Annotated in this window: 14 protein-coding genes; 3 read left to right on the top strand and 11 right to left on the bottom strand. The window is 68.8% G+C overall.

Going from position 1 to position 19,367, the window contains the following annotated elements:
* Window position 1: 1 nt before the first annotated feature.
* Window positions 2–814 carry an SDR family oxidoreductase gene (locus PMI02_RS17955; protein ID WP_007685413.1) on the bottom strand — a complete coding sequence of 271 codons (813 nt, stop codon included), beginning with the start codon at window positions 812–814 and terminating at the stop codon, window positions 2–4.
* 70 nt (window positions 815–884) lie between these two features.
* On the opposite strand from PMI02_RS17955, the gene PMI02_RS25985 reads away from it, so the two are divergent.
* Window positions 885–1,403: a GbsR/MarR family transcriptional regulator gene (locus PMI02_RS25985; protein ID WP_007685411.1), complete on the top strand. Its 519-nt coding sequence runs from the start codon at window positions 885–887 to the stop codon at window positions 1,401–1,403.
* Here the strand turns inward: PMI02_RS25985 and PMI02_RS17945 are convergent.
* The 6 genes from PMI02_RS17945 to PMI02_RS17920 all read right to left on the bottom strand — a co-directional run bounded on the left by PMI02_RS17945 (window position 1,322) and on the right by PMI02_RS17920 (window position 10,643).
* Window positions 1,322–4,789 (bottom strand): indolepyruvate ferredoxin oxidoreductase family protein, encoded by a 3,468-nt coding sequence (locus PMI02_RS17945; protein WP_007685409.1) that lies wholly within the window; start codon window positions 4,787–4,789, stop codon window positions 1,322–1,324. The two genes, PMI02_RS25985 and PMI02_RS17945, sit on opposite strands and share 82 nt — an antisense overlap.
* Before the next feature lie 158 nt (window positions 4,790–4,947).
* A complete protein-coding gene (locus PMI02_RS17940; protein ID WP_007685407.1) occupies window positions 4,948–5,967 on the bottom strand; it encodes a DUF2889 domain-containing protein in 1,020 nt (339 codons plus the stop codon).
* A gap of 32 nt (window positions 5,968–5,999) precedes the next feature.
* Entirely contained in the window at window positions 6,000–7,037 is a 1,038-nt protein-coding gene (locus PMI02_RS17935; protein ID WP_036504436.1) for an NADP-dependent oxidoreductase, read from the bottom strand.
* Complete coding sequence (locus PMI02_RS17930) at window positions 7,034–8,353, bottom strand: cytochrome P450 (RefSeq protein WP_007685403.1); 1,320 nt, start codon at window positions 8,351–8,353, stop codon at window positions 7,034–7,036. Before PMI02_RS17930 ends, PMI02_RS17935 begins: the two co-directional genes overlap by 4 nt.
* Before the next feature lie 2 nt (window positions 8,354–8,355).
* Window positions 8,356–9,156 (bottom strand): SDR family NAD(P)-dependent oxidoreductase, encoded by an 801-nt coding sequence (locus tag PMI02_RS17925; RefSeq protein WP_007685401.1) that lies wholly within the window; start codon window positions 9,154–9,156, stop codon window positions 8,356–8,358.
* Window positions 9,157–9,185: 29 nt separating this feature from the next.
* A complete protein-coding gene (locus tag PMI02_RS17920; protein ID WP_007685399.1) occupies window positions 9,186–10,643 on the bottom strand; it encodes an aldehyde dehydrogenase family protein in 1,458 nt (485 codons plus the stop codon).
* Between the two features lie 215 nt (window positions 10,644–10,858).
* On the opposite strand from PMI02_RS17920, the gene PMI02_RS17915 reads away from it, so the two are divergent.
* Both PMI02_RS17915 and PMI02_RS17910 read left to right on the top strand, forming a co-directional pair.
* On the top strand, window positions 10,859–12,310 hold the full coding sequence (locus tag PMI02_RS17915; protein WP_007685397.1) for an NAD-dependent succinate-semialdehyde dehydrogenase: 1,452 nt from the start codon (window positions 10,859–10,861) through the stop codon (window positions 12,308–12,310).
* Window positions 12,311–12,438: 128 nt separating this feature from the next.
* Window positions 12,439–13,329, top strand: a complete 891-nt coding sequence (locus PMI02_RS17910; RefSeq protein ID WP_007685396.1) for a fumarylacetoacetate hydrolase family protein — start codon at window positions 12,439–12,441, stop codon at window positions 13,327–13,329.
* Between the two features lie 46 nt (window positions 13,330–13,375).
* Here PMI02_RS17910 and pepF read toward each other — a convergent pair whose 3' ends face one another.
* The 4 genes from pepF to PMI02_RS17890 all read right to left on the bottom strand — a co-directional run bounded on the left by pepF (window position 13,376) and on the right by PMI02_RS17890 (window position 19,302).
* The gene (pepF, locus tag PMI02_RS17905; protein ID WP_007685395.1) at window positions 13,376–15,250 is read right to left on the bottom strand and encodes an oligoendopeptidase F; all 1,875 of its coding nucleotides are present in this window, start codon (window positions 15,248–15,250) and stop codon (window positions 13,376–13,378) included.
* A gap of 168 nt (window positions 15,251–15,418) precedes the next feature.
* Window positions 15,419–16,633 (bottom strand): methionine adenosyltransferase, encoded by a 1,215-nt coding sequence (metK, locus tag PMI02_RS17900; RefSeq protein ID WP_007685394.1) that lies wholly within the window; start codon window positions 16,631–16,633, stop codon window positions 15,419–15,421.
* 41 nt (window positions 16,634–16,674) lie between these two features.
* On the bottom strand, window positions 16,675–18,372 hold the full coding sequence (gene lnt / locus PMI02_RS17895) for an apolipoprotein N-acyltransferase (protein ID WP_007685393.1): 1,698 nt from the start codon (window positions 18,370–18,372) through the stop codon (window positions 16,675–16,677).
* A gap of 45 nt (window positions 18,373–18,417) precedes the next feature.
* Complete coding sequence (locus PMI02_RS17890; protein ID WP_007685392.1) at window positions 18,418–19,302, bottom strand: DUF4167 domain-containing protein; 885 nt, start codon at window positions 19,300–19,302, stop codon at window positions 18,418–18,420.
* Window positions 19,303–19,367: the final 65 nt, after the last annotated feature.

Here is a 19,367-nt window from a genome sequence, read left to right as displayed (position 1 = left end):
ATCAGCCTTTCTTGGCGTAGGAAGCGGCGATCGCGGAAATCTGGCGGATGCGGGCCCGGCGATCGGCGGCGGAGGAAGCGGACATAATCGCCTCGTCGTCGGCCTCACCCCAGTTGCAGACCGGGCCGTGCGGCAGGCGTTCGAGGCCGAGGCGGGCGACGTCGTCGGCATCGGCAAGGCCGTCCGGGATCGCCATGCCGCGCGCTTCCATCAGTTCGCGGTGCGCCGGGGTGTCGGTGCGGCCGAGCACGAAGCTCAGCACATCGACGCCGTGGGGCTCAAGCTCGGCCCAAAGTGCTTCGCTCAGCACGAGGTCGAAGGCCTTGGTCGCGGCGTAGACGTTGATGCCGGGGAGCCCGCCGTAACAGGCGCCCGAGCCCACCACGATGAGCCCGCCGCGCCCGCGCGCCCGCATCGGTGCGGCGAAGGCGTGGAGCGCGCGCATGGTCGTCATCACGTTGCGCATGACCAGCGCGTCCCAGTTGGCGACCTCGTTGTCGAGGAACATCGCCCCGTTCGGATCGGCGCCGGCGTTGAGGATCAGCAGTCCGACCTCGCGCCCGCCCGCCGCCGCCAGCAATTGCTGCGCGGCATCGTCGCCGGCGAGGTCGATCGAGGCGGTCACGCATTCGACGCCGCTGCCGGCGCGCAGTTCCTCGGCCAACGCGTCGAGCGGCCCTTCACGCCGGGCGACGAGAATCAGGTTGAGCCCCTTGGCGGCCAGCTGGCGGGCGAAGGAGGCGCCGGTGCCTTCCGACGCCCCGGCGATCAGCGCCCAGGGACCGTAGCGGCGGTTGAATTCCAGGTCGTCCATGCTTCAGGCTCTCCATCCCGCCCCAGCTTTTCCGCTGGCGTCCCACGATCAAATTCAGTAAATCCAGAATATGACGAATATCAAGCTCTCTGAACAGGACGAGGCCTTTCTCGACGCCATGGCGATGTTGATGGCGCCCTGGGGCTGGGCGCGGCCGGTCGGACGCATCTACGCCTACCTGCTGCTGCGCGAGTCGGCCGCCACGCTCGACGAGATCGCCGCCGACCTCGGCATGAGCAAAAGCAACGCCAGCGTCGCCGCGCGCACGCTCGAGCATTGCGGCAACGCCCGCCGGCAGGGCGAGCCGGGCAGCCGGCGCATCTACTATTCGGTGCCCGAGGACTTCAGTGGACCGTTCGTGGCCAAGGCCGAGCTGCTGGACCGGCAGGTGCGGATGTTCACCAACCAGCGTGATCGCGGGGTCGACGGCGCGGTCGCCGACCGGTTCGAGCGGCTTTCGGGCTTCTACACCCAGATGCGCGCCGCGATCGAAGAGGTGATCGACCGTCAGGCCGGTTCGGGCACCCGCTCGGTGGGCGTGGGCGAGGTCGAAAGCCTGCCCCGCAGGTCCGCAACCCGCGCGCGGTAGGCGGCGACGCCCGCGTCCTTGACCGAACCGTAACCCGACACGAGGTCGACACTGGCGGCGAGTTCGACGGCGGTGTCCATCGTGCCGGGCATGACCACGGCCGCGACCTCCTCGACCAGCGCGCGGTATTCGCCGACGAGGCCGCGCTCCATACGCCGTTCGGCCGTGTAGCCGAACGGGTCGAGCGGCGTGCCGCGCAGGACCTTCAGCTTCGCCAGTACCGAGAACACCGGGAATATCCAGCCGCCGAACGCGATCTTGCGCGGCCTGCCGGTGCGCGCATCCTTGCGGAAGGCAAGCAGCGGCGGGGCGAGGTGGATCTTCAGCTTCGGACTGCCCGCGAAGGTGTCCGTCAGCCCGGCGCGGAAGGCGGGCGCGGCGTAGAGGCGGGCGACTTCGTACTCGTCCTTGTAGGCCATGAGCTTGGCGAGACCGCGCGCGACCTGCGTCATGAGGGGCTCTAGGTCGGCGATGCCCCGCGCTGCCAGGGTAGCCTCGATGGCGGCCAGGAAGCTGCGGTATTGTGCGGCATATCCCTCGTTCTGGTAGTCGGTGAGCAGGCGGGTGCGATGCTCCACCAGCGCAGCATAGCCCTGCGGTCCGGCGGGCGGCGCGGCCGAAGTGTCGGCCAGCGCGAAGAGGTCGTCCGCGCCTGCCGCCGCCAGCCTGCCGACCGCAAATGCCGCGAGGTTGGCGCGCACAGCGACGCCGTTCAGCCGCACTGCCTCTTCGATTGAGGCCAGCGCCACCGGCAGCAGCCCCTTCTGCGCCGCGAAGCCCAGCATCATCAGGTTGGTGAAGATCGTGTCGCCCAGCAGGCGGCTCGCCAATGCCCCTGCCCGCAGCGAGGAGACGTGGGCCGGATCGACGCGCTTGCCCATCGCCGACAGGAAGCGGCTGGCAGTAAGGTCGAGGTTGCGGTTGCGCTGGAATTCGCCGGTGGGCACCACGTCCTCGTTCGCGAGCACGCGCGTGTCCGAGCGGGCGAGCGCCAGCACTTCGGGGCCGGAGGCGACGACGAGGTCGCAGGCGATCAGCACATCGGCCTGCCCCGCCCCCAGCCGCGCCGAGGGGATGGCGGCGGTATCCGGGCCGATGCGGATATGGCTGGTCACCGCGCCGCCCTTCTGCGCCATGCCGGTCTGGTCAAGGATCTTCGTCGCCTTGCCCTCGAGATGCGCGGCCATCGCGAGGATCGCGCCGACCGTCAGCACCCCGGTGCCGCCGATCCCCGCCACCGCCAGCGCGCAGGTCCGCGCCTGCAGCACCGGCGGGACCGGCAGCAAGGCCACCTTCTCCGCGAGCGCCGCATCGTCCATCGCCCGCTTGGCGAGCGGGGCGCCGGAGACTTCGACGAAGCTCGGGCAGAAGCCCTTCACGCAAGAATAGTCCTTGTTGCAGGTCGACTGGTCAATCGCCCGCTTGCGCCCCAGTTCGGTCTCGATCGGCACCACCGAGAGGCAGTTCGACTGCACCGAACAGTCGCCGCAGCCCTCGCAGACCGCCGGGTTGATCCAGAGCCGCTTGTCGGGGTCGGGCATGGCGCCCTTCTTGCGCCGCCGCCGCTTCTCGTTGGCGCAGGTCTGCTCGTAGACGATCGCCGAGGTGCCGGTAACGTCGCGAAGCTCCCGCTGCACTTCGTCGAGGTGGTCGCGGTGCAGCACGCGGGTGCCGCGCGGCAGGTCAGCCGCAGCAAAACGGGTGGGGTCCTCGCTCACCAGCACGACGGGCGAGACGCCCTCGGTGACGAGTTCCTGGACGATCTGCTCCGGCGTCAGCGCGCCCTCGGCAGGCTGGCCGCCGGTCATCGCGACGGCATCGTTATATAGGATCTTGAATGTCACGCGGCTTTTCGCGGCCACCGCCGCGCGGATCGTCAGCAGGCCGGAGTGGGTGTAGGTGCCGTCGCCGAGGTTCTGGAACATGTGCGGCGTATCGACGAAGCTCTGCGCCGCCACCCAGGGCATGCCCTCCTGCCCCATCGACACCGTCTGCATCGTATTGCGCTCGGGCATGTAGTGGGCGAGGCCGTGGCACCCGGTCGCCCCCATCGCCGCGCTGCCCTCGGGCACCAGCGTCGAGGTGTTGTGCGGGCAGCCCGAGCAGAAATAGGCGGGCCGGATCGCGGTGCGCTGGAGAGCCGTCGCGCCGTCCTCGATCACGCGTAACGCGGCGTCGCGGGCGCGCGTTTCGTCGTCGAGCACGCCGAGTGCTTCGAGGCGGGCGGCGATCACGCGCCTCACCGTGGCGGGATCGAGGACGCCTGTTTCGCGCAGCAGCGGCGTGCCGTCGGGCAGGGTCTTGCCGGTCAGCACCGGGGCGTCGGCGCGGCCGTAGAACAGGCGGGCGAGCTGTTCCTCGATGAAGGAGCGTTTCTCCTCGACCACCAGCAGTTCGGCGCTGTGCCCGCAGGCCTCGCGCACGAAGGCGACGTCGAGCGGCCAGACGAGGCCCAGCTTCACCACGCGGAGGCCCAACGCGCGGCGGCGGGCGTCGTCGTCGAGGCCGAGGTCGGCGAGCGCCTGGCAGACGTCGAGCCACGCCTTGCCGGCGCTGACGATGGTCAGGCGGCGGTCGGCGGCTTCGTGGCTCACCCGGTCGGGGCGGTTGAGCGCGGCGAAGCGCTGGACGATCGGCAGGCGCTGCTCGATCACCGCTGCCTCCTGCTCCAGCGCCGACATGGCGAGGCGCAGGTTTGGCGATCCGTTAACTTCGGGCGTGTGGATCGGGAAAGTGTGCCCCGGCAAAGTCACGGTGGTGGTGAGGTCGAGCGTGTCGGTCACCGCCTTGATCCCGACATAGAGCCCGCTGGCGCGTGACAGTGCCCAGGCGAGCTGGCCCATCGTCAGAATCTCGTCCGTGGTCGCGGGATAGAGCACCGGTACCATCGCCGTGACCAGCACGTGCTCGCTCTGGTGCGCGGTGAGCGAGGACTTGGCGGCATGGTCGTCACCGCAGAGCAGCAGCGCGCCGCCTTTCGCGTGGGTGCCTTCGAAGTTCGCCGCCTTGATCGCCTCGCCCGCGCGCTCGACGCCGACGCCCTTGGCGTACCACAGCGCGAAGACGCCCTCGACGCGCGGCTTGCCGTACCAGCCGAGTTGCTGGGTGCCGCGCATCGAAGTGGCGGCCAGTTCCTCGTTGAGGCCGGGCTCGAAGCGGATGTCGTGGGCGGTGAGAAGCTTCTCGGTCGCCCAGAGCTGCGCGTCGAGCGTGGTGATCGGCGAGCCGCGGTAGCCGGTGACGTAGCCCGCTGTGTTCAGCCCCGCCGCCTTGTCCCGCCGCGCCTGGTCGAGCAGCAGGCGCACCACGCCCTGAAGCGCCGAGAGCATGACCTGGCCTTCGCCTTGCACGTACTTGTCATCGAGCGTGACGACCGACTTGGTCACTCTTTTCCCCGGGGGTCATGGTTGTTGGCCATGGCCTTCCACGTGGCGCGGGGCGGCGCAAGCGAGCCGGGGCGCTTGCACTGCGGCGGTCAAGCAGGGTTGCGGGGGAGCGCACGTTGCATCGCCCATCCGTCGTCCCGGCGAAGGTCGGGGTGACGTTAGGAAGCGATCCGCGCCGCCAGTTCGGGGACGTCTGCCAGCGCGCGCAGGGCGTCGTTGAGGTGGGTGCAGCCTTCCGGCCCGCGCAGCTGCGCCAGCACCTCCTCGCGGATTTCTCCGAGATTGCGGCCGACGAGGCGCTGGGTGTTGTGGATGGCGCCGGGGCATTCGGAGAACGGCAGGATGCGCGCCTCGGGCTCGATCGACAGCACTTCCAGGGTGGCGATGTCGGCGACGGCGCGCAGGTTGTATTCATGGATGGCGACGCGGCCGCCCTCGGGGCGGGTGGCGCTGTCCTGGAAGGCGGAGTCGATGCGGATGACCCCGGCGGCTTCATCCCGCGTCACGTCGATGCGGCGGGCGCGGCGGAAACCGGCGCCGTCGCGGTCCGAGAGCTCATGCCAGCCCTGCGGGTCGAGCGGGTTGCGCACGTCCCCGGCATCGGCACTGGCGACATCCTTGGGCACGCCGCCCGGCTGCACGCCGCTGTTCCCCTCCTGCAGCCCCCAGCACACGTTGACGCGCTGCGCCATCAACTGCGCATGCTGCTCCTCGCCGAGGCGCTGGCGCAGGCGTTCGGCCCAGTCGGGATACCACTGCGACCACGCGAAGGCGCTGACCAGCGCGGTGCCCGAGAGGTCGTCGAGCACGAGGTAGAGCGGATGCGCCCGCGCGGCGAGGTCCGGCATCACTTCGCGCAGCAGCATCCTCAGGTGTCCGCCCGCGCGCGCGCCGACGAGGCGCTGGAGACCCTCCGGCGCGGGCTCGGCGGTGATCGCGGTGATGGCCTTGTCCTCGGTCATGCGCACTTCGAAGCGGGCCTCGGCGAGGGTCAGCCCGTCCTCGCCCGCGACCGGGGTCCACAAGTCGCGCGCCGCGCCGATGAAGAGGCGCTGGCCCTCGACGCCGTCCGGCCACGAGACGTCGATGCTCGTCGTGCGCCGCACCGACCCGGCGACGCGCGCAGGGGCAGGGTTCGCGGTGCTGCGCGGCGGGCGCGGTAGAGTGGTGCTGTGCATGTGATCCACGCTGAACCGGCCTGCGCCCCGGATCAAGCCTCGGGTGCGACGCGCACCAGCAGCTTGCCGACGTGGTCATGACCGGAGAACACGCTCGAAAAGGCCTGCGGCGCGGCGTCCAGCCCCTCGACGACGGACTCGGCAAAGCGGATTTTTCCGTCCTTCATCCACCCGGCGATGTCCTCCAGCCCCTTCTTGCCGGCGAAGATCCCGGCGAATCCCTTGATCTCGAGCGCCTTGGCCATGATCTGGCGGTAGAAGCCGGGGAGGTGGTCGGGGCCCGGCCCTTCCATGCCGACTCCGTAGTAGGCGATGAAGCCGCACATCGGCATCCGCGCGCCGCGCTTGAGGTGGGGGAGCACGGCCAGGGTCACGTCGCCGCCGACATTGTCGAGGTAGACTTCCGCCCCATCGGGCAGCGCGGCCTTGAGTTGGTCCGCAAAGTCCGGCGCCTTGTAGTCCGCCACCGCATCGAAGCCGAGGTCCAGCAGCGCCGCGCACTTGGACGCGCCCCCGGCGATGCCCACCGCCCGGCCGCCCAGCACCTTGACGATCTGCCCGGCGATCGAGCCGACTGCCCCTGCGGCAGCGGAGATCACCACGGTCTCGCCCGCCTTGACCTTGCCGACGTTGACGATGCCCTCGTAGGCGGTCTGTCCCGGCCCGCCCAGCGCGCCGAGCGCGGTGGAGACCGGCGCCAGCGAGCTATCGACCTTGCGCGGGGGCCCGCGATAGTCGCTCTGGTCCGGCGCGACGACGGCGTATTCCTGCCAGCCCGAGCGGCCCTCGACCACGTCGCCCACAGCATAGTCGGGATGGTTCGAGGCGGCGACCTCGCACACCGTCGGCCCGACCATGACCGCGCCCAGCTCCATCCGCGTCGCGCCCGAAAGCAGCTTTTCGTCGAGCGAGAAGCGGATCAGCGGATCGACCGCCAGCCACAGCGTCCTGAGCAGGATCTCGCGCTCCCCGGCGACAGGCACCGGCACCTCCTCGATGCGGAAGTCGGACGGCTTGGGATTGCCCTTGGCATAGGCCGCCAGCACGACCTGTTTCATCGTCTCGCTCATTTCAGTTTCACCGTCACCGCCGTCATGCCCCGGTGCTCGAGGCCCCGATATTCGGGCTTCGGTTTCGAGGGATCGAGCGTCATGTTCGGGAACCGGTCGAGCAGGCCATTGATGGCGACGATCATCTCCTGCCGCGCGACCTCGATGCCCAGGCACCGGTGCGGGCCGAAGCCGAAGCCCATGTTGGCCTGCTTCTTTCGGAAGATATCGTATTCGCCCGGACGCTCGAACACGGCGGGATCGTGGTTGGCGGCGCCGAAGGCCAGGAACACGCGGGTGCCCTCGGGGACGGCGACGCCTTCCACCTCCGCATCGGCGGTGCAGAGGCGCGGCATCATCGGGTCGGTGCAGCGCCAGCGCAGCGATTCCTCGACCGCCAGTTCCACAAGCGAGCGGTCGTCCCGGCAGGCGTCCCAGAAATGGCGGTGGTTCATCAGCGCATCGATGGCGATGCCCAGCTGGCGCCATGTGGTGCCGCCGCCCGCGAAGATCGCCAGCTTGCAGTAGCCGAAAATCTCGTCCTCGGTGAGCTTGCGCTTGAAGCCGTCCTCCTCGTCGACGATCTCGCTGGCGATGAGGCCGGTGATGAGATTGTCGCCGGGATTGCGGGTGTTCTCCGCAATGAGGTCGCGCAGGGTCTTGTCCACCCAGGCGCGCGATTCGGCCGCTTCGGCAGGCGTCAGCTTCGCCGCGCCGAAAGTTGCGCGGTTGAGCTGGTAGCGGAACTCGATGACGTCCTCGCCCTCAAGCCCGATCGCGCGGGTGACGGTGGCCATCGGCAGGCGCGCGCAGAGCTGGGAATTGAGGTCGGTCGTCTCCTCGTCCACCAGCCGGTCGAGCAGGGCATCGACGGTCTCCTCGATCCAGCGCTTGTTCCACCAGTCGATCACCTTGGGCCGCTTGAACAGCGGCTGCGCGGCCGAGCGCAACCGCTTGTGCGGCTTGCCGACCATCGAGAGGATCGTCGGCCCGATGGTGCGCACGCCAGGGCTCTCGTTGTAGCCCTCGGACGAGAACAGCAGGTTCTCGCGAAAGCCAATCTCGCAGGCGCGGTACGAGAAGAACGTCATAGCCTCGCGCGGCGGGCCCATCGAATGCGCCATCTCGGGCACGCCGAGCAGTTCGCGCAAGGAGCCCTTGTGGACCGGGGCAGCATCGCGCAGCGCGTTCATGTCGTCGGTGTAGTCGCGGTTGCCGTCCACGCCGGCGTTCGCGCTCTCCTTGCCCACGTCGAACATCTCGGCATAGCGCGGATTGTCGCTCATCAGCGAGGCGAGGGCGGCGGAATTGCCGCCATGCATCGGGCAGCTCGCCATGGTCAGCCTCCCGCCTTGCGGCCGGCGAACAACCCGCCATCGACCGGCAGGTTCACGCCGGTGATGTTGCTCGCGAGGTCCGAGCACAGGAACAGCGCGGCGGAGGCGGTGTCGCGCGGGTCGATCGCCTTGCCCAGCGGATGCGCCTTGCCCATGCCTTCGAGGATACGGCCGCGGTGCTCGCTGTCGGGGTCCATGCCGGCATAGTGGGTGAGCATGCCGGCTGGGCAGACCGCGTTGACGCGGATGCCCTTGTCCGCGACCTCGATCGCCAGCGCGCGGGTGAGCTGTACCACCGCGCCCTTGGTCGCGCCGTAGAGCACGCCCCCATAGCCCATGAGCCCCGCGACCGAGGCGGTGGAGACGATCACCCCGCCGCCTCCTTGCGCCTCGAACTGGCGGATCGCCGCCTGGCAGCCGTAAACGACGCCGTTGATGTTGACGTCCTCGACCCGCTTCATCTCCTCGGGCGCGCACTCGACGAGGCTGCGCAACCCCTTGCCGGGGACCGGGCTGATGGTGATGCCGGCGTTGTTGTAGATGATATCGAGGCGGCCGAAGCTCTCCACCGACCCCGCCACCGCCGCATCGACGCTGGCGGGGTCGGCGACGTTGCAGGTGACTGCGATCGCCTCGCCGCCCGCCGCCTTGGCGAGCGCGGCGGTTTCCTCGGCATTGGCACCGTTGATGTCGGCGGCGACGACCCTGGCGCCGTGCTCGCAGAACAGCAGCACCGCCGCGCGCCCCACGCCCGAACCCGCGCCGGTGATCAGCGCCACCTTGCCTTGAACCAGTCCGTCCATCGTCCCTCTCCCGTCTCTGTTGTTTTTGTCTACCCGCCGATGTTCAGCGTGGTGATCATCTGGAACTCGCGCAGGCCGTCGATCCCGCGCTCGCGGCCCTGACCGCTCATCTTGATGCCGCCGCCGCTCGCGTAGCTCGACATCACCGCGCCGTTGATGTTGACCGCGCCGCTGCGGATCTTCAGGCCGACTTCCAGCGCCTTGACCTTGTTCGCGCCGTGGACCCAGCCCGACAGGCCGAAGCGGCTGTCGTTGGCCATCTCCACCGCATGATCGAGGTCGCGGTAGCCGATCACGCCCACCACCGGCCCGAAGATCTCCTCCTGCGCGGCGGGGTTGGAGTTGTCGGGAAGGTCGAGCACGGTGGGCTCCCAGTAGAAGCCCTTGTCCAGCCCCTCGGGCCGCTTGCCGCCGCACACCACGCGCCCGCCCGCAGCGACGGCGGCGTTGGTGAAATGCTCGCAGCGGTCGCGCTGGGCGGCGCTGATGACCGGGCCGAGCTGGGTGGCGGGATCGCTGGCCGGGCCGATCTTCACCGCCGACAGCGCCTTGGCCATGCCGTCGAGCACTTCGGCCTTATTCTCCTCGGGCACGAACACCCGGGTGCCCAGCACGCAGCCCTGCCCCGCGTGCGAAGTGCAGACCGAATACGCCGCCGACGCCGCGCGGCCCACCGCGTCGGGCAGGTAGATCTGCGCGGACTTGCCGCCCAGTTCCAGCACCAGCCGCTTGAGCGTGGGCGCCGCCTGCTCGGCCACCTTGGCGCCGACGGTGCACGAGCCCGTGAACGAGACCATGTCGACGCGCGGGTCGGTGGTCATGGCGTGGCCGCCGGCAAGCCCAGGCTCGACGATGACGTTCATGACGCCCGGCGGCAGGCCCGCTTCCTCCGCCGCCGCCGCGAAGATCATCGACGAGATCGGGGTCAGCGGGTTGGGCCGCAGGATCACCGTGTCACCCGCCATCAGCGCGGGCACCACCTTCCAGAACGCGGTGTAGAACGGCACGTTGTAGGCCGAGATCGCCGAGACCACGCCCAGCGGCGACCAGCGCTTGAGGCTCTGCACCACGAAGTAGGGATTGACCCGTTCGTGGATCGGCAGGGGATTCTCCTCCTGCTCGGGCAGGCGCAGGAACAGGTCGATGATCTCGTCGGTCATGCGCAGCGGCGCGTGGACCTGCGCGCCCATCACCGTGGAGGAGACCGGACACCCGGCCTCGTCGATCGCGCATTCCTTCAGCCAGTCGGCGCGCTTGCGCATCGCCTCGCCGAAGCGGGTCATCGCGGCGGCGCGCGCCTTCATCGTCAGCCCCGACCAGACGCCCGAATCGAACGCCTGCCGCGCCGCGCCGATCGCCGCGTCGGCCTGCGCGGCGGAGACGCCCACCACTTCGGCCACCACCGATTCGTCGGAAGGATTCTGCACCTCGAAGCGCTCGCCCTCGCCCTTCACGAAGGCGCCGCCGATGTACCCTGCGTATTCCAAGCCGATCTCTCCCAAAGAGTTCGCATTTGTGAATTATTATTCGACACCAAGACTAACCGAGCAGCGGAGAAGCGTCAATCGCCCGACCTCGCGCTTATGCGAGGAGATCGGTGCGCCTTGTCAGGGCTAGGGGTCGTGCCTATTCAAACCGGGACATTCGCGGGCGTGCTTCCGATGCGCCCCACTCGCCACCGGCATCAGAGGAACCGCACCACATGGCCTACACCGACTTCCTGAAGCAGCAGTGCTACATCGACGGCGAGTGGGTGGATGCCGATTCCGGCGCGACGTTCGAAGTCACCGATCCGGGCTCGGGCGCGGTGCTCGGCACGGTTCCCAAGATGGGCGCAGACGAAACCGCCCGCGCGATCGACGCCGCCGAGGCCGCCCTCCCCGCCTGGCGCGCCAAGACCGCCGGCGAGCGCTCGAAGCTGATGCGCAAGCTCTACGAACTGATGCTGCAGCACCAGGACGACCTCGGCGAACTGCTCACCCGCGAGCAGGGCAAGCCGCTCGCCGAAGGGCGCGGCGAGATCGCCTACGGCGCCAGCTTCATCGAGTGGTTCGCCGAAGAGGGCAAGCGCGCCTACGGCGACGTCATCCCCGGCCATGCGGCAGACCGCCGCATCGTCGTCATCAAGCAGGGCGTCGGCGTCGTCGCCGCGATCACGCCCTGGAACTTCCCCAACGCGATGATCACCCGCAAGCTCGGCCCGGCGCTGGCGGCGGGCTGCACCATCGTCATCAAGCCCGCCTCGGCCACGCCTTACTCGGCGCTGGCCATCGCTCAGCTGTGCGAGATGGCGGGCATCCCCAAGGGCGTCGTGAACGTCGTCACCGGCAGCGCCGGCCAGATCGGCTCGGCCCTGACCTCGAGCCCCAAGGTCGCCAAGCTGACCTTCACCGGCTCGACCGAGATCGGCCGCGACCTGCTGCGCGAATGTGCCGAGACCATCAAGAAGTGCTCGATGGAACTCGGCGGCAACGCGCCGTTCCTGGTGTTCGACGACGCCGACGTGGATTCGGCCATCGAAGGCGCGATGATCTCCAAGTTCCGCAACGGCGGCCAGACCTGCGTCTGCACCAATCGCTTCTACGTGCAGGACGGCGTCTACGACGAGTTCGTCACCAAGCTCGCCGCACGCGTCAACGCCATGACCGTGGGCTACGGCATGGACAAGGGCACCGACGTCGGGCCGCTGATCGATGAAAAGGCGGTCGAGAAGGTCGAGGAGCACCTCAAGGACGCGGTCGACGGCGGGGCCACCGTGCTCGCGGGCGGGCAGCGCAACGAGCGCGGCGGCAGCTTCTTCAACCCCACCGTCATCTCCGGCGTGAAGCCCGACATGAAGCTCGCCCGGGAGGAAACCTTCGGGCCGCTCGCGGGCGTCATCCGCTTCACCGACGAGGCCGAGGCGATCCGCATGGCCAACGACACCGAGTTCGGTCTCGCCAGCTACTTCTACGCCAGCGACCTCAGCCGCGTGTGGCGCGTGGCCGAGGGGCTGGAAGCGGGCATGGTCGGCATCAACACTGGCCTCATCTCCACCGAGGTCGCCCCGTTCGGCGGCGTCAAGCAGTCCGGGCTGGGGCGCGAGGGTTCGCACTACGGCCTCGATGACTACATGGAGGTGAAGTACCTCTGCATGGGCATCAAGCCGGCCTGATCCCTATTCGTCCCCGGCGACGCCGGGGACGGCTTGGACGCCGGGGCAGGCGCCGTGGACATGCGGTGCTTGCCCGCGCGGCATGCGGGCGATTAGCTCTCCCAAACACGACGGGAGAGGACGCCGCCATGAAGATCTGCCGCTACCAGACACGGCCCGACGAGCCCGTGCGCGTGGGGGTCGTGCGCGGCGACATGGTGCATGACGTCACCGCCGTCACCGACACCCTGCCCGACGTGCGCTGGCCCTACCCGGCGGGCGACCAGTTCATCGCCAACCTGGAAACGCTGCGCCCGCTGATGGAGGACCTCGCGGGCAACGCGCCGGGCATCCCCGTCGCCGACGTGCTGCTGCGCAACCCCGTCGCCAATCCGGGCAAGTTCCTGTGCGGCGCGGGCAATTTCGAGGAAGTGCTGGCGATGGGCGGCCACCCGCGCCGCCTCGGCCTGCTGTTCAAGATGACCAATGCCGCTGCCGGCGAGGCGGACGGCGTCACCCTGCGCTGGCCCGAGCGCACCACCTTCCACGAAATGGAGATCGCCATCGTCATCGGCCGCCAGGGCACCGAAATCCCTGCGAGCGAGGCACTGGATTACGTCGCGGGCTACTGCATCGGCCTCGACATGACGATGCAGGGCAGCGAATTTCCCAGCTTCGGCAAGAGCTTCGACACCTACGGCGTGATGGGCCCCTGGCTCACCACCCGCGACGAGATCGCCGACCCGGACGCGCTCGACTTCGTGCTCAAGGTCAATGGCGAGGACCGGCAGGTCGACAGCACCCGCCGCCTCGTGCTGGGCATCGCCGACCTCGTGGAACACGCCGCCTCGGTGATGACGCTGTACCCCGGCGACGTGATCTTCTCAGGCACCCCGCCGCGCTCGGTCGGGCCGGTGGTGGCGGGCGACACCATGCACGCCTGGATGGAGGGCCTCGGCGAGATGACCGTCGCCGTCAGCGGCGGGCCGGGACGCAAAACGCCGCTCGACGGGATGGAGCCCGCAAAAACGAGCGCTTGATCGCAGCCGATCCTCCCCACCGCCAGGCGACGGGGCGGATTGCGCATCAAGCCATCAGCTTCTCGATCTGGTCGATGGTCGCAGCGAAGTCCGCGACCAGGCCGCGGTATGGCTCGGGCCCGGTCATGTCGAGGCCGGACGCCTTGATGATGTCCACCGGGTCGGCCGAGCCGCCCGCGCGCAGCACGTCGAGGTAGCGTTCGCGCTCGGCCTTGCCGCCGTTCAGGATCGAATGCGCGAACCACGTCCCCGCCGCGATCGAGGTGGCGTACTTGTAGACGTAGAACTGGCTGTAGAAGTGCGGGATATAGGCCCATTCCACCGCGTAGGGCTCGTCGATGACGAAGTCCGGGCCGTGGTAGCGCTTCAGCAGGTCGAGGTAGACCCTGGTCAGGCTCTCGCCCGACAGGCCCTCGCCGGCCTCCGCCATCTCGTGCATCTTCAGCTCGAACTCGGCGAACATCGCCTGCCGGAAGAAGGTGCCGCGCATACCCTCCAGCCGCATGCCGAGGTAGTAGATCTTCTCCTCGTTGGTCTTCGCCTGCGCGAGCATGTACTCGGTCAGCAGCACCTCATTGCAGGTCGAGGCGATCTCGGCGGTGAAGATCGGGTAGTCCGACAGTTCGAACGGCTGCGCGGTATCGGCCAGCAGCGTGTGCATGGCATGACCCCACTCGTGCGCGTAAGTCGACAGCCCCTCGTAGTTCTCGCCGAGGTTGAGCAGCAGGTACGGATGCACCCCGTAGGCGGCGCCGTTCATGTAGGCGCCCGCGCGCTTTCCGGGACGCGGCAGCGGGTCCATCCACTTCGCCGCCGTCGCCGTGCCCAGCCGCTTGACGTAGTCTGGCCCGAGCGGCTCGACCGCTTTCAGGGTGATGTTGCGCATGTCGGTCAGCGTGAACTTGCGCTCCAGGCTCACCAGCGGCGGGTAGATGTCGTAGTAGTGGATGTCCGGCAGCTTAAGCATCTTGCGCCGCAGCTGGAACGAGCGGTGCAGCTGCGGCAGGCCCGCGTTGGTCTCCGCGATCAGCGTGCGGTAGACGCCCTCGGGCACGTTGTCGGGAGAGAGCGCCGCCGCCAGCGAACTGGGATAGCTGCGCGCCCGCGCCTCGAAGACGTCGCCCTTGAGCTTGGCCGCCATCGCCGTGCCGAGCGAGTTCTGGAACTTGCCCATCTGCCCGAAGAAGGCGTCCATGACCTTCTTGCGGTCATCCCGGTTCGGCGCGTCGCGGGTCAGCGTATAGCCCTGCGCGTCGAGGCGCTGGCTGCGCCCGTCGGACAGCGTGACCGTGGGCCAGGGAATGTCGGAGCTGAACAGCTGCTCGCGGATCGTCTGCGGGCCCGACAGCGGCGAGGACACGGCGGCCAGGATCTGCTCGCCCTTGGTGTCCAGCGTATGCGCCGCCTGCCGCAGCGTCTTGCGCAGCGAATAGGCGAAGCGGCGCTTCAGCGTGTCGTTCGAGGCGATGTAGCCCTCGACCTTGTCCTTGCCGAGTGCCAGCACTTCCGGGCTCGTCCAGGCGGTCGCCTCGCCGAACTGGGCGTAAAGGTCCTCTACCTGCGCATTACGCTCCTGGTTGGCGGAGACCCGCACGTCCTCGTCCGCGCGCAGCGAGGCGTGGACGTAGACGCGCATGAACTTGAGCGTCACTGCCGAGATATCTTCCAGCGCCTTGACCATCGCACCCGCGCCCTGCCCCAGCGTGCCCTTGTAGCCGGCAAGGCGCGGCAGCGCGGCGACCACGTCCTTGCGCGCCGCATCCCAGGCGGCGAGGTCAGGGAATAGCTCTGTCAGGTCCCAGGCGGCGGCGCTCCCCGTTTCGGCTGCCTGTGCTGCATTCGCCAGCAACGACGGGATCGCCGAGGCGAGGGGAAGCACGGCGGCAAGGCCGAGAGCGCCGCGGCGGTCGGTTTCGATCATGGATAAGTCCCCTGCAGTCCGCGTCAGGAAAGCGCGGAGATGATCGGGCGAAGCTATCGCCTGTTTCGATCATGGCAAGGGGAGTGATGCCGCCGGTCGACAGGCATCCGGGTTCGGTCGATGACCGTCCGTCGCCCCCGGGCAACCCGGGGACGACGGAGTATCAGGTCAGGCCAGCGCCGCCTTGAGCGCGTCGGCGAGGTCGGTCCGCTCCCAGGGGAACAGGTCGCCCTCGGGCTGGCGGCCGAAGTGGCCGTAGGCAGCGGTGCTCGCGTAGATCGGCTTGTTGAGGCCGAGGCCGACGCGGATGCCGCGCGGGGTCAGGCCGCCCAGCGTGTCGGCCGCGACGCGCGCGATCGCCACTTCGAGGTCGGCATCCTTGGCGGTGCCGGTGCCGTGGGTGTCGACATAGAGCGACAGCGGCTCGGACACGCCGATCGCGTAGGACACCTGGATCGTGCAGCGCGTGGCGAGGCCCGCGGCAACCACGTTCTTGGCGAGGTAGCGGGTCACGTAGGCGGCCGAGCGGTCAACCTTCGTGGGGTCCTTGCCCGAGAACGCGCCGCCGCCGTGCGGAGCCGCGCCGCCGTAAGTGTCGACGATGATCTTGCGGCCGGTGAGGCCGGCGTCGCCGTCAGGGCCGCCGATCTCGAACGAGCCGGTCGGGTTGATGTGGAACACCGTCTCGCCGTTGACGAAGCCATCGGGCAGCACTTCGGTCACGACCTTGCGGACGTAGGCCTTGAGCTCGGCTTCCTTTTCGCCCTCGTCGTAGCCAGCCTGGTGCTGGGTCGAGACGACGACCGCGGTCGCGGCGACCGGCACGCCGTCCTCGAAGCGCAGGGTGACCTGGCTCTTGGCGTCGGGCTCGAGGAACGGGGCCGCGCCCGAGTGGCGGTCGTCGGCCAGGCGGTGCAGGATCTTGTGGCTGTAGTAGAGCGTCGCCGGCATCAGGTCGGGCGTCTCGTCGCAGGCGTAACCGAACATGATGCCCTGGTCGCCGGCGCCTTCGTCCTTGTTGCCGTCGGCATCGACGCCCTGCGCGATGTGCGCGGACTGCCCGTGCAGGCGGTTGATGAACTCGAAGGTCTCCCAGTGGAAGCCGTCCTGGCAGTAGCCGATCTTCTTCACGACCTGGCGGACGGTATTCTCGATCTCATCGAGCGCGCCATCGGCCCATTTGCCGTCTTCGTAGACGCCCTTGCAGCGGATTTCACCCGCAAGGACCACGAGCTGCGTCGTCGTCAGGGTTTCGCAGGCGACGCGCGCCTCGGGGTCCTTGGACAGGAAAAGATCGACGATGGCGTCGGAAATCTGGTCGGAAACCTTGTCCGGATGACCTTCCGAGACGCTCTCGGAGGTGAAGACGTAGTTGCTGCGCATGAGAGACCTTGGGATATAAAGGAAACTTTATGTGACCCCGTTTAGCTCCACCGGCGGTTCAGTGCAACCACGCAAAGACTTGAAAAAAGCAACAGCGCGGCGAGCGCCAGCGGCAACAGGTTGCCGAGCCGCGCGAACAGGGTCGGCTCGTGCGGCGGCGGGATGCGGCCATCGAGCCGCCCGGCCTTGTGCCAGGGCACGAACGCCCGCACGATGCCGTCCGCGTCGACCACCGCGCTGATACCGGTGGTCGTGGAGCGCAGGACGGGCATCCCCTCCTCGATCGCCCGCAGCCGCGCCTGGGCAAGGTGCTGGGGCGGGCCCCAGGCGCCGAACCAGCCGTCGTTCGAGGGATTGAAGATGTAGTCGGGCCGGTTGTGGGGGTCGACGACATGGCCGCTGAAGACGATCTCGTAGCAGATCTGAATGCCCGCCTCGCCATAAGGGCCGAAGTCGATCGTGCGCGGCCCCGGGCCCGGCCAGAAATCGAGCGTGCCGGCGACGAAGCGGCTGGCCCCGAGCGGCTCCAGCACCCAGCGCAGCGGCAGATACTCGCCGAAAGGCACGAGGTGGGCCTTGGAATAACCCGCGAGGATGGCACCGCCGCCGTCGATCGCGGTGACGGAGTTGCGCGCGGCGACCTCCTCGTCGTGGTCGATCACGAGGTCGACCGCGCCGGTCAGAAGGAGGCCGTAGGGGCCGATCACCCGGCCGATGCGTTTGCGCGCAATGAGCGGGTCGGCGGCGTAGGTATAGGCGGCGTAAGTGTAGGCCGGATAGCCATCGCGCAGGAAGTCGCCGAGCCCCGACTCGGGCCACAGCACCAGCCTGCGGTCACCCGGCTGGAGCGGCAGCGAGAGCGTGGCGAGCTTGCGGAAGTTGGGCTCGAAGTGACGCGGATCGTCGATGACCTCTTGGCGCAGGTCAGGCTGGACGAGGGTATAGGGAATCGCGCCCTGCGTTGCCGGCGGGCCGGGTGCGTACATGACCCACGTCAGTCCGGCGGCGATGACGACCACCGGCAGAGCCCACACCGCACGGCGCTTCGTGCCCATCCCCGCTCTGGCGCAGACACCCGGCAGTCCGGCCAGCAGGAGGAGTACGCCTGAGAGCCCGTAAGTCCCGACCCACTGCGTCAGCAGAGCAAGGCCCCGGCTGTCGAACCCGCCCAGCAGCGCCACGCCAATGGGATTCCAGGCGAAGCCCGTGAACAGCCAGCCGCGCGTCCACTCGGTGACGATCCACGCGCCCGCGAATGCGAGAAGGAGCGCGCCGAAGCGCCGGGGCGCCGCGCCGTCACGGTCGGGCCGCACCACTAGCCATGCCGCGAGGATCGCCGCGGCGGGGAACAGCGCAAGGTACAGGGCGAGCAGCACCACCGCGATCATGCCCAACCACGCAGGCATCTCAGCCTGGTAGGTGAAGGCCGTGGCGATCCAGTTGTTGGCGAGGGTGAAGTGGCCGAGGCCGAAGAACCAGCCGAGCGCGAAGACCTGTCGGCCGGTGCGCGCCCGCATCGTGAGTTCGAGCAGCCAGGCCACGCCGATCAACGTCAGCGGCCATAGCGCGAAGGGCTGGAAGCCGCAGGCCGCCACGGCACCGGCGATCGTCGCCACGATGGCCCGGGCCCGGGGTCGCCGGGGAGCCAGTGCCAGGCTCAGGGTCTGGCGGGGGGTTCGGGGGGTGGGCGAAGAGCGCCGATCGGACTGCATCGCCATGGGCTTGTAAGCCCGGTCCATCGCGGCGCAAGTCCAGTTGCGCCGCGATGGATGGAGTGTCTCAAATCAACCGTTCACGGTTTCGGGCGTGGCGCCCGCGTCGTCGGCCGAAGGCTTGCGGGTACGACGCCGGCGGGGCTTTTCCTCGCCGGCCGGCTCGGCCGAAGCCTCGGCGCCTTCCGAGGGCTGCTCGGCGGGTGCTGCCTTGGGCTTGCGCGCGGGGCGGGCCGAGATCGCCGGCGGCAGGACCGCCGCATCGAAGTTGCCGCCCGGCTCTTCCGAAACGTCCTGCGAAACGGCATCGGCCTGGCCTTCGCCCGCCTCGTCGTCGCGGGGACGGCGCGGCTTGCGCTGCTTCAGGCCGCGGCCCGGACCACGGTTGTCGCGAATGAAGGGGTTCTCTGGCGGCTCGTAGACCGAACCGGGAGCCTGCGCGGCTTCCTCGGAACCGGTTTCCTCGACCTCGGTCGCCTGCTCGGCTGCCGCTTCGGCACGCGGTTCGCGCTCGTAGCGGTCCTGGCGCTGCTCGCGCGGTTCGCGCTGCTGCTGATCGCCGCGCTGCTCACGCTCCTGGCGCGGCCCGCGATCGGCATGCGTTGCCGGCATCGAAGGCGTTTCGCCGTAGGGATCGTACTCGGCAGCGGCGAAGTCGTCACCGTATTCCGAAAGACGGTCGTCCCGGCGCGGCTGGCGCGAATCGTCCTGACGCTGCTTCTGGTCGGCGATGACGCGGAAGTAGTGATCGGCGAACTGGAGGTTGTATTCCTCCGTCACACGGTCGCCGTTCAGATGGGCGTCATGGGCCAGCTTCCGGTACTTCTCGAGCATCTGCGGCGCGTTGCCGCGCGCCCTGCTGTCGATCCGGTTAGTCTGCTGGCCGCCGCCCTGCTGGCGATTGTTGTTACCGCGGCCACGCCGGCGGTTATTGTTGTTACCGCGATTGTTATTCAAGGATGATTTTCCTCAAAACCCTTAGCATCGACCTGCGCCCCAAAGGCCGGTCTGCCGAACGTCTG

This window comes from Novosphingobium sp. AP12 (assembly GCF_000281975.1).
In the GTDB taxonomy this organism is placed as follows: Bacteria; Pseudomonadota; Alphaproteobacteria; order Sphingomonadales; family Sphingomonadaceae; genus Novosphingobium.
Note: the sequence above shows the minus strand (reverse complement) of the source record. Positions and strands in the feature narration are given on the sequence as shown.

Coding starts and splice junctions, on each gene's coding strand:
- PMI02_RS17940 (WP_007685407.1), bottom strand. CDS start 5,967: ATGCACAGCACCACTCTACCGCGCCCGCCGCGCAGCACCGCGAACCCT.
- PMI02_RS25985 (WP_007685411.1), top strand. CDS start 885: ATGACGAATATCAAGCTCTCTGAACAGGACGAGGCCTTTCTCGACGCC.
- lnt (WP_007685393.1), bottom strand. CDS start 18,372: ATGGACCGGGCTTACAAGCCCATGGCGATGCAGTCCGATCGGCGCTCT.
- metK (WP_007685394.1), bottom strand. CDS start 16,633: ATGCGCAGCAACTACGTCTTCACCTCCGAGAGCGTCTCGGAAGGTCAT.
- PMI02_RS17935 (WP_036504436.1), bottom strand. CDS start 7,037: ATGAGCGAGACGATGAAACAGGTCGTGCTGGCGGCCTATGCCAAGGGC.
- pepF (WP_007685395.1), bottom strand. CDS start 15,250: ATGATCGAAACCGACCGCCGCGGCGCTCTCGGCCTTGCCGCCGTGCTT.
- PMI02_RS17915 (WP_007685397.1), top strand. CDS start 10,859: ATGGCCTACACCGACTTCCTGAAGCAGCAGTGCTACATCGACGGCGAG.
- PMI02_RS17955 (WP_007685413.1), bottom strand. CDS start 814: ATGGACGACCTGGAATTCAACCGCCGCTACGGTCCCTGGGCGCTGATC.
- PMI02_RS17925 (WP_007685401.1), bottom strand. CDS start 9,156: ATGGACGGACTGGTTCAAGGCAAGGTGGCGCTGATCACCGGCGCGGGT.
- PMI02_RS17930 (WP_007685403.1), bottom strand. CDS start 8,353: ATGGCGAGCTGCCCGATGCATGGCGGCAATTCCGCCGCCCTCGCCTCG.
- PMI02_RS17910 (WP_007685396.1), top strand. CDS start 12,439: ATGAAGATCTGCCGCTACCAGACACGGCCCGACGAGCCCGTGCGCGTG.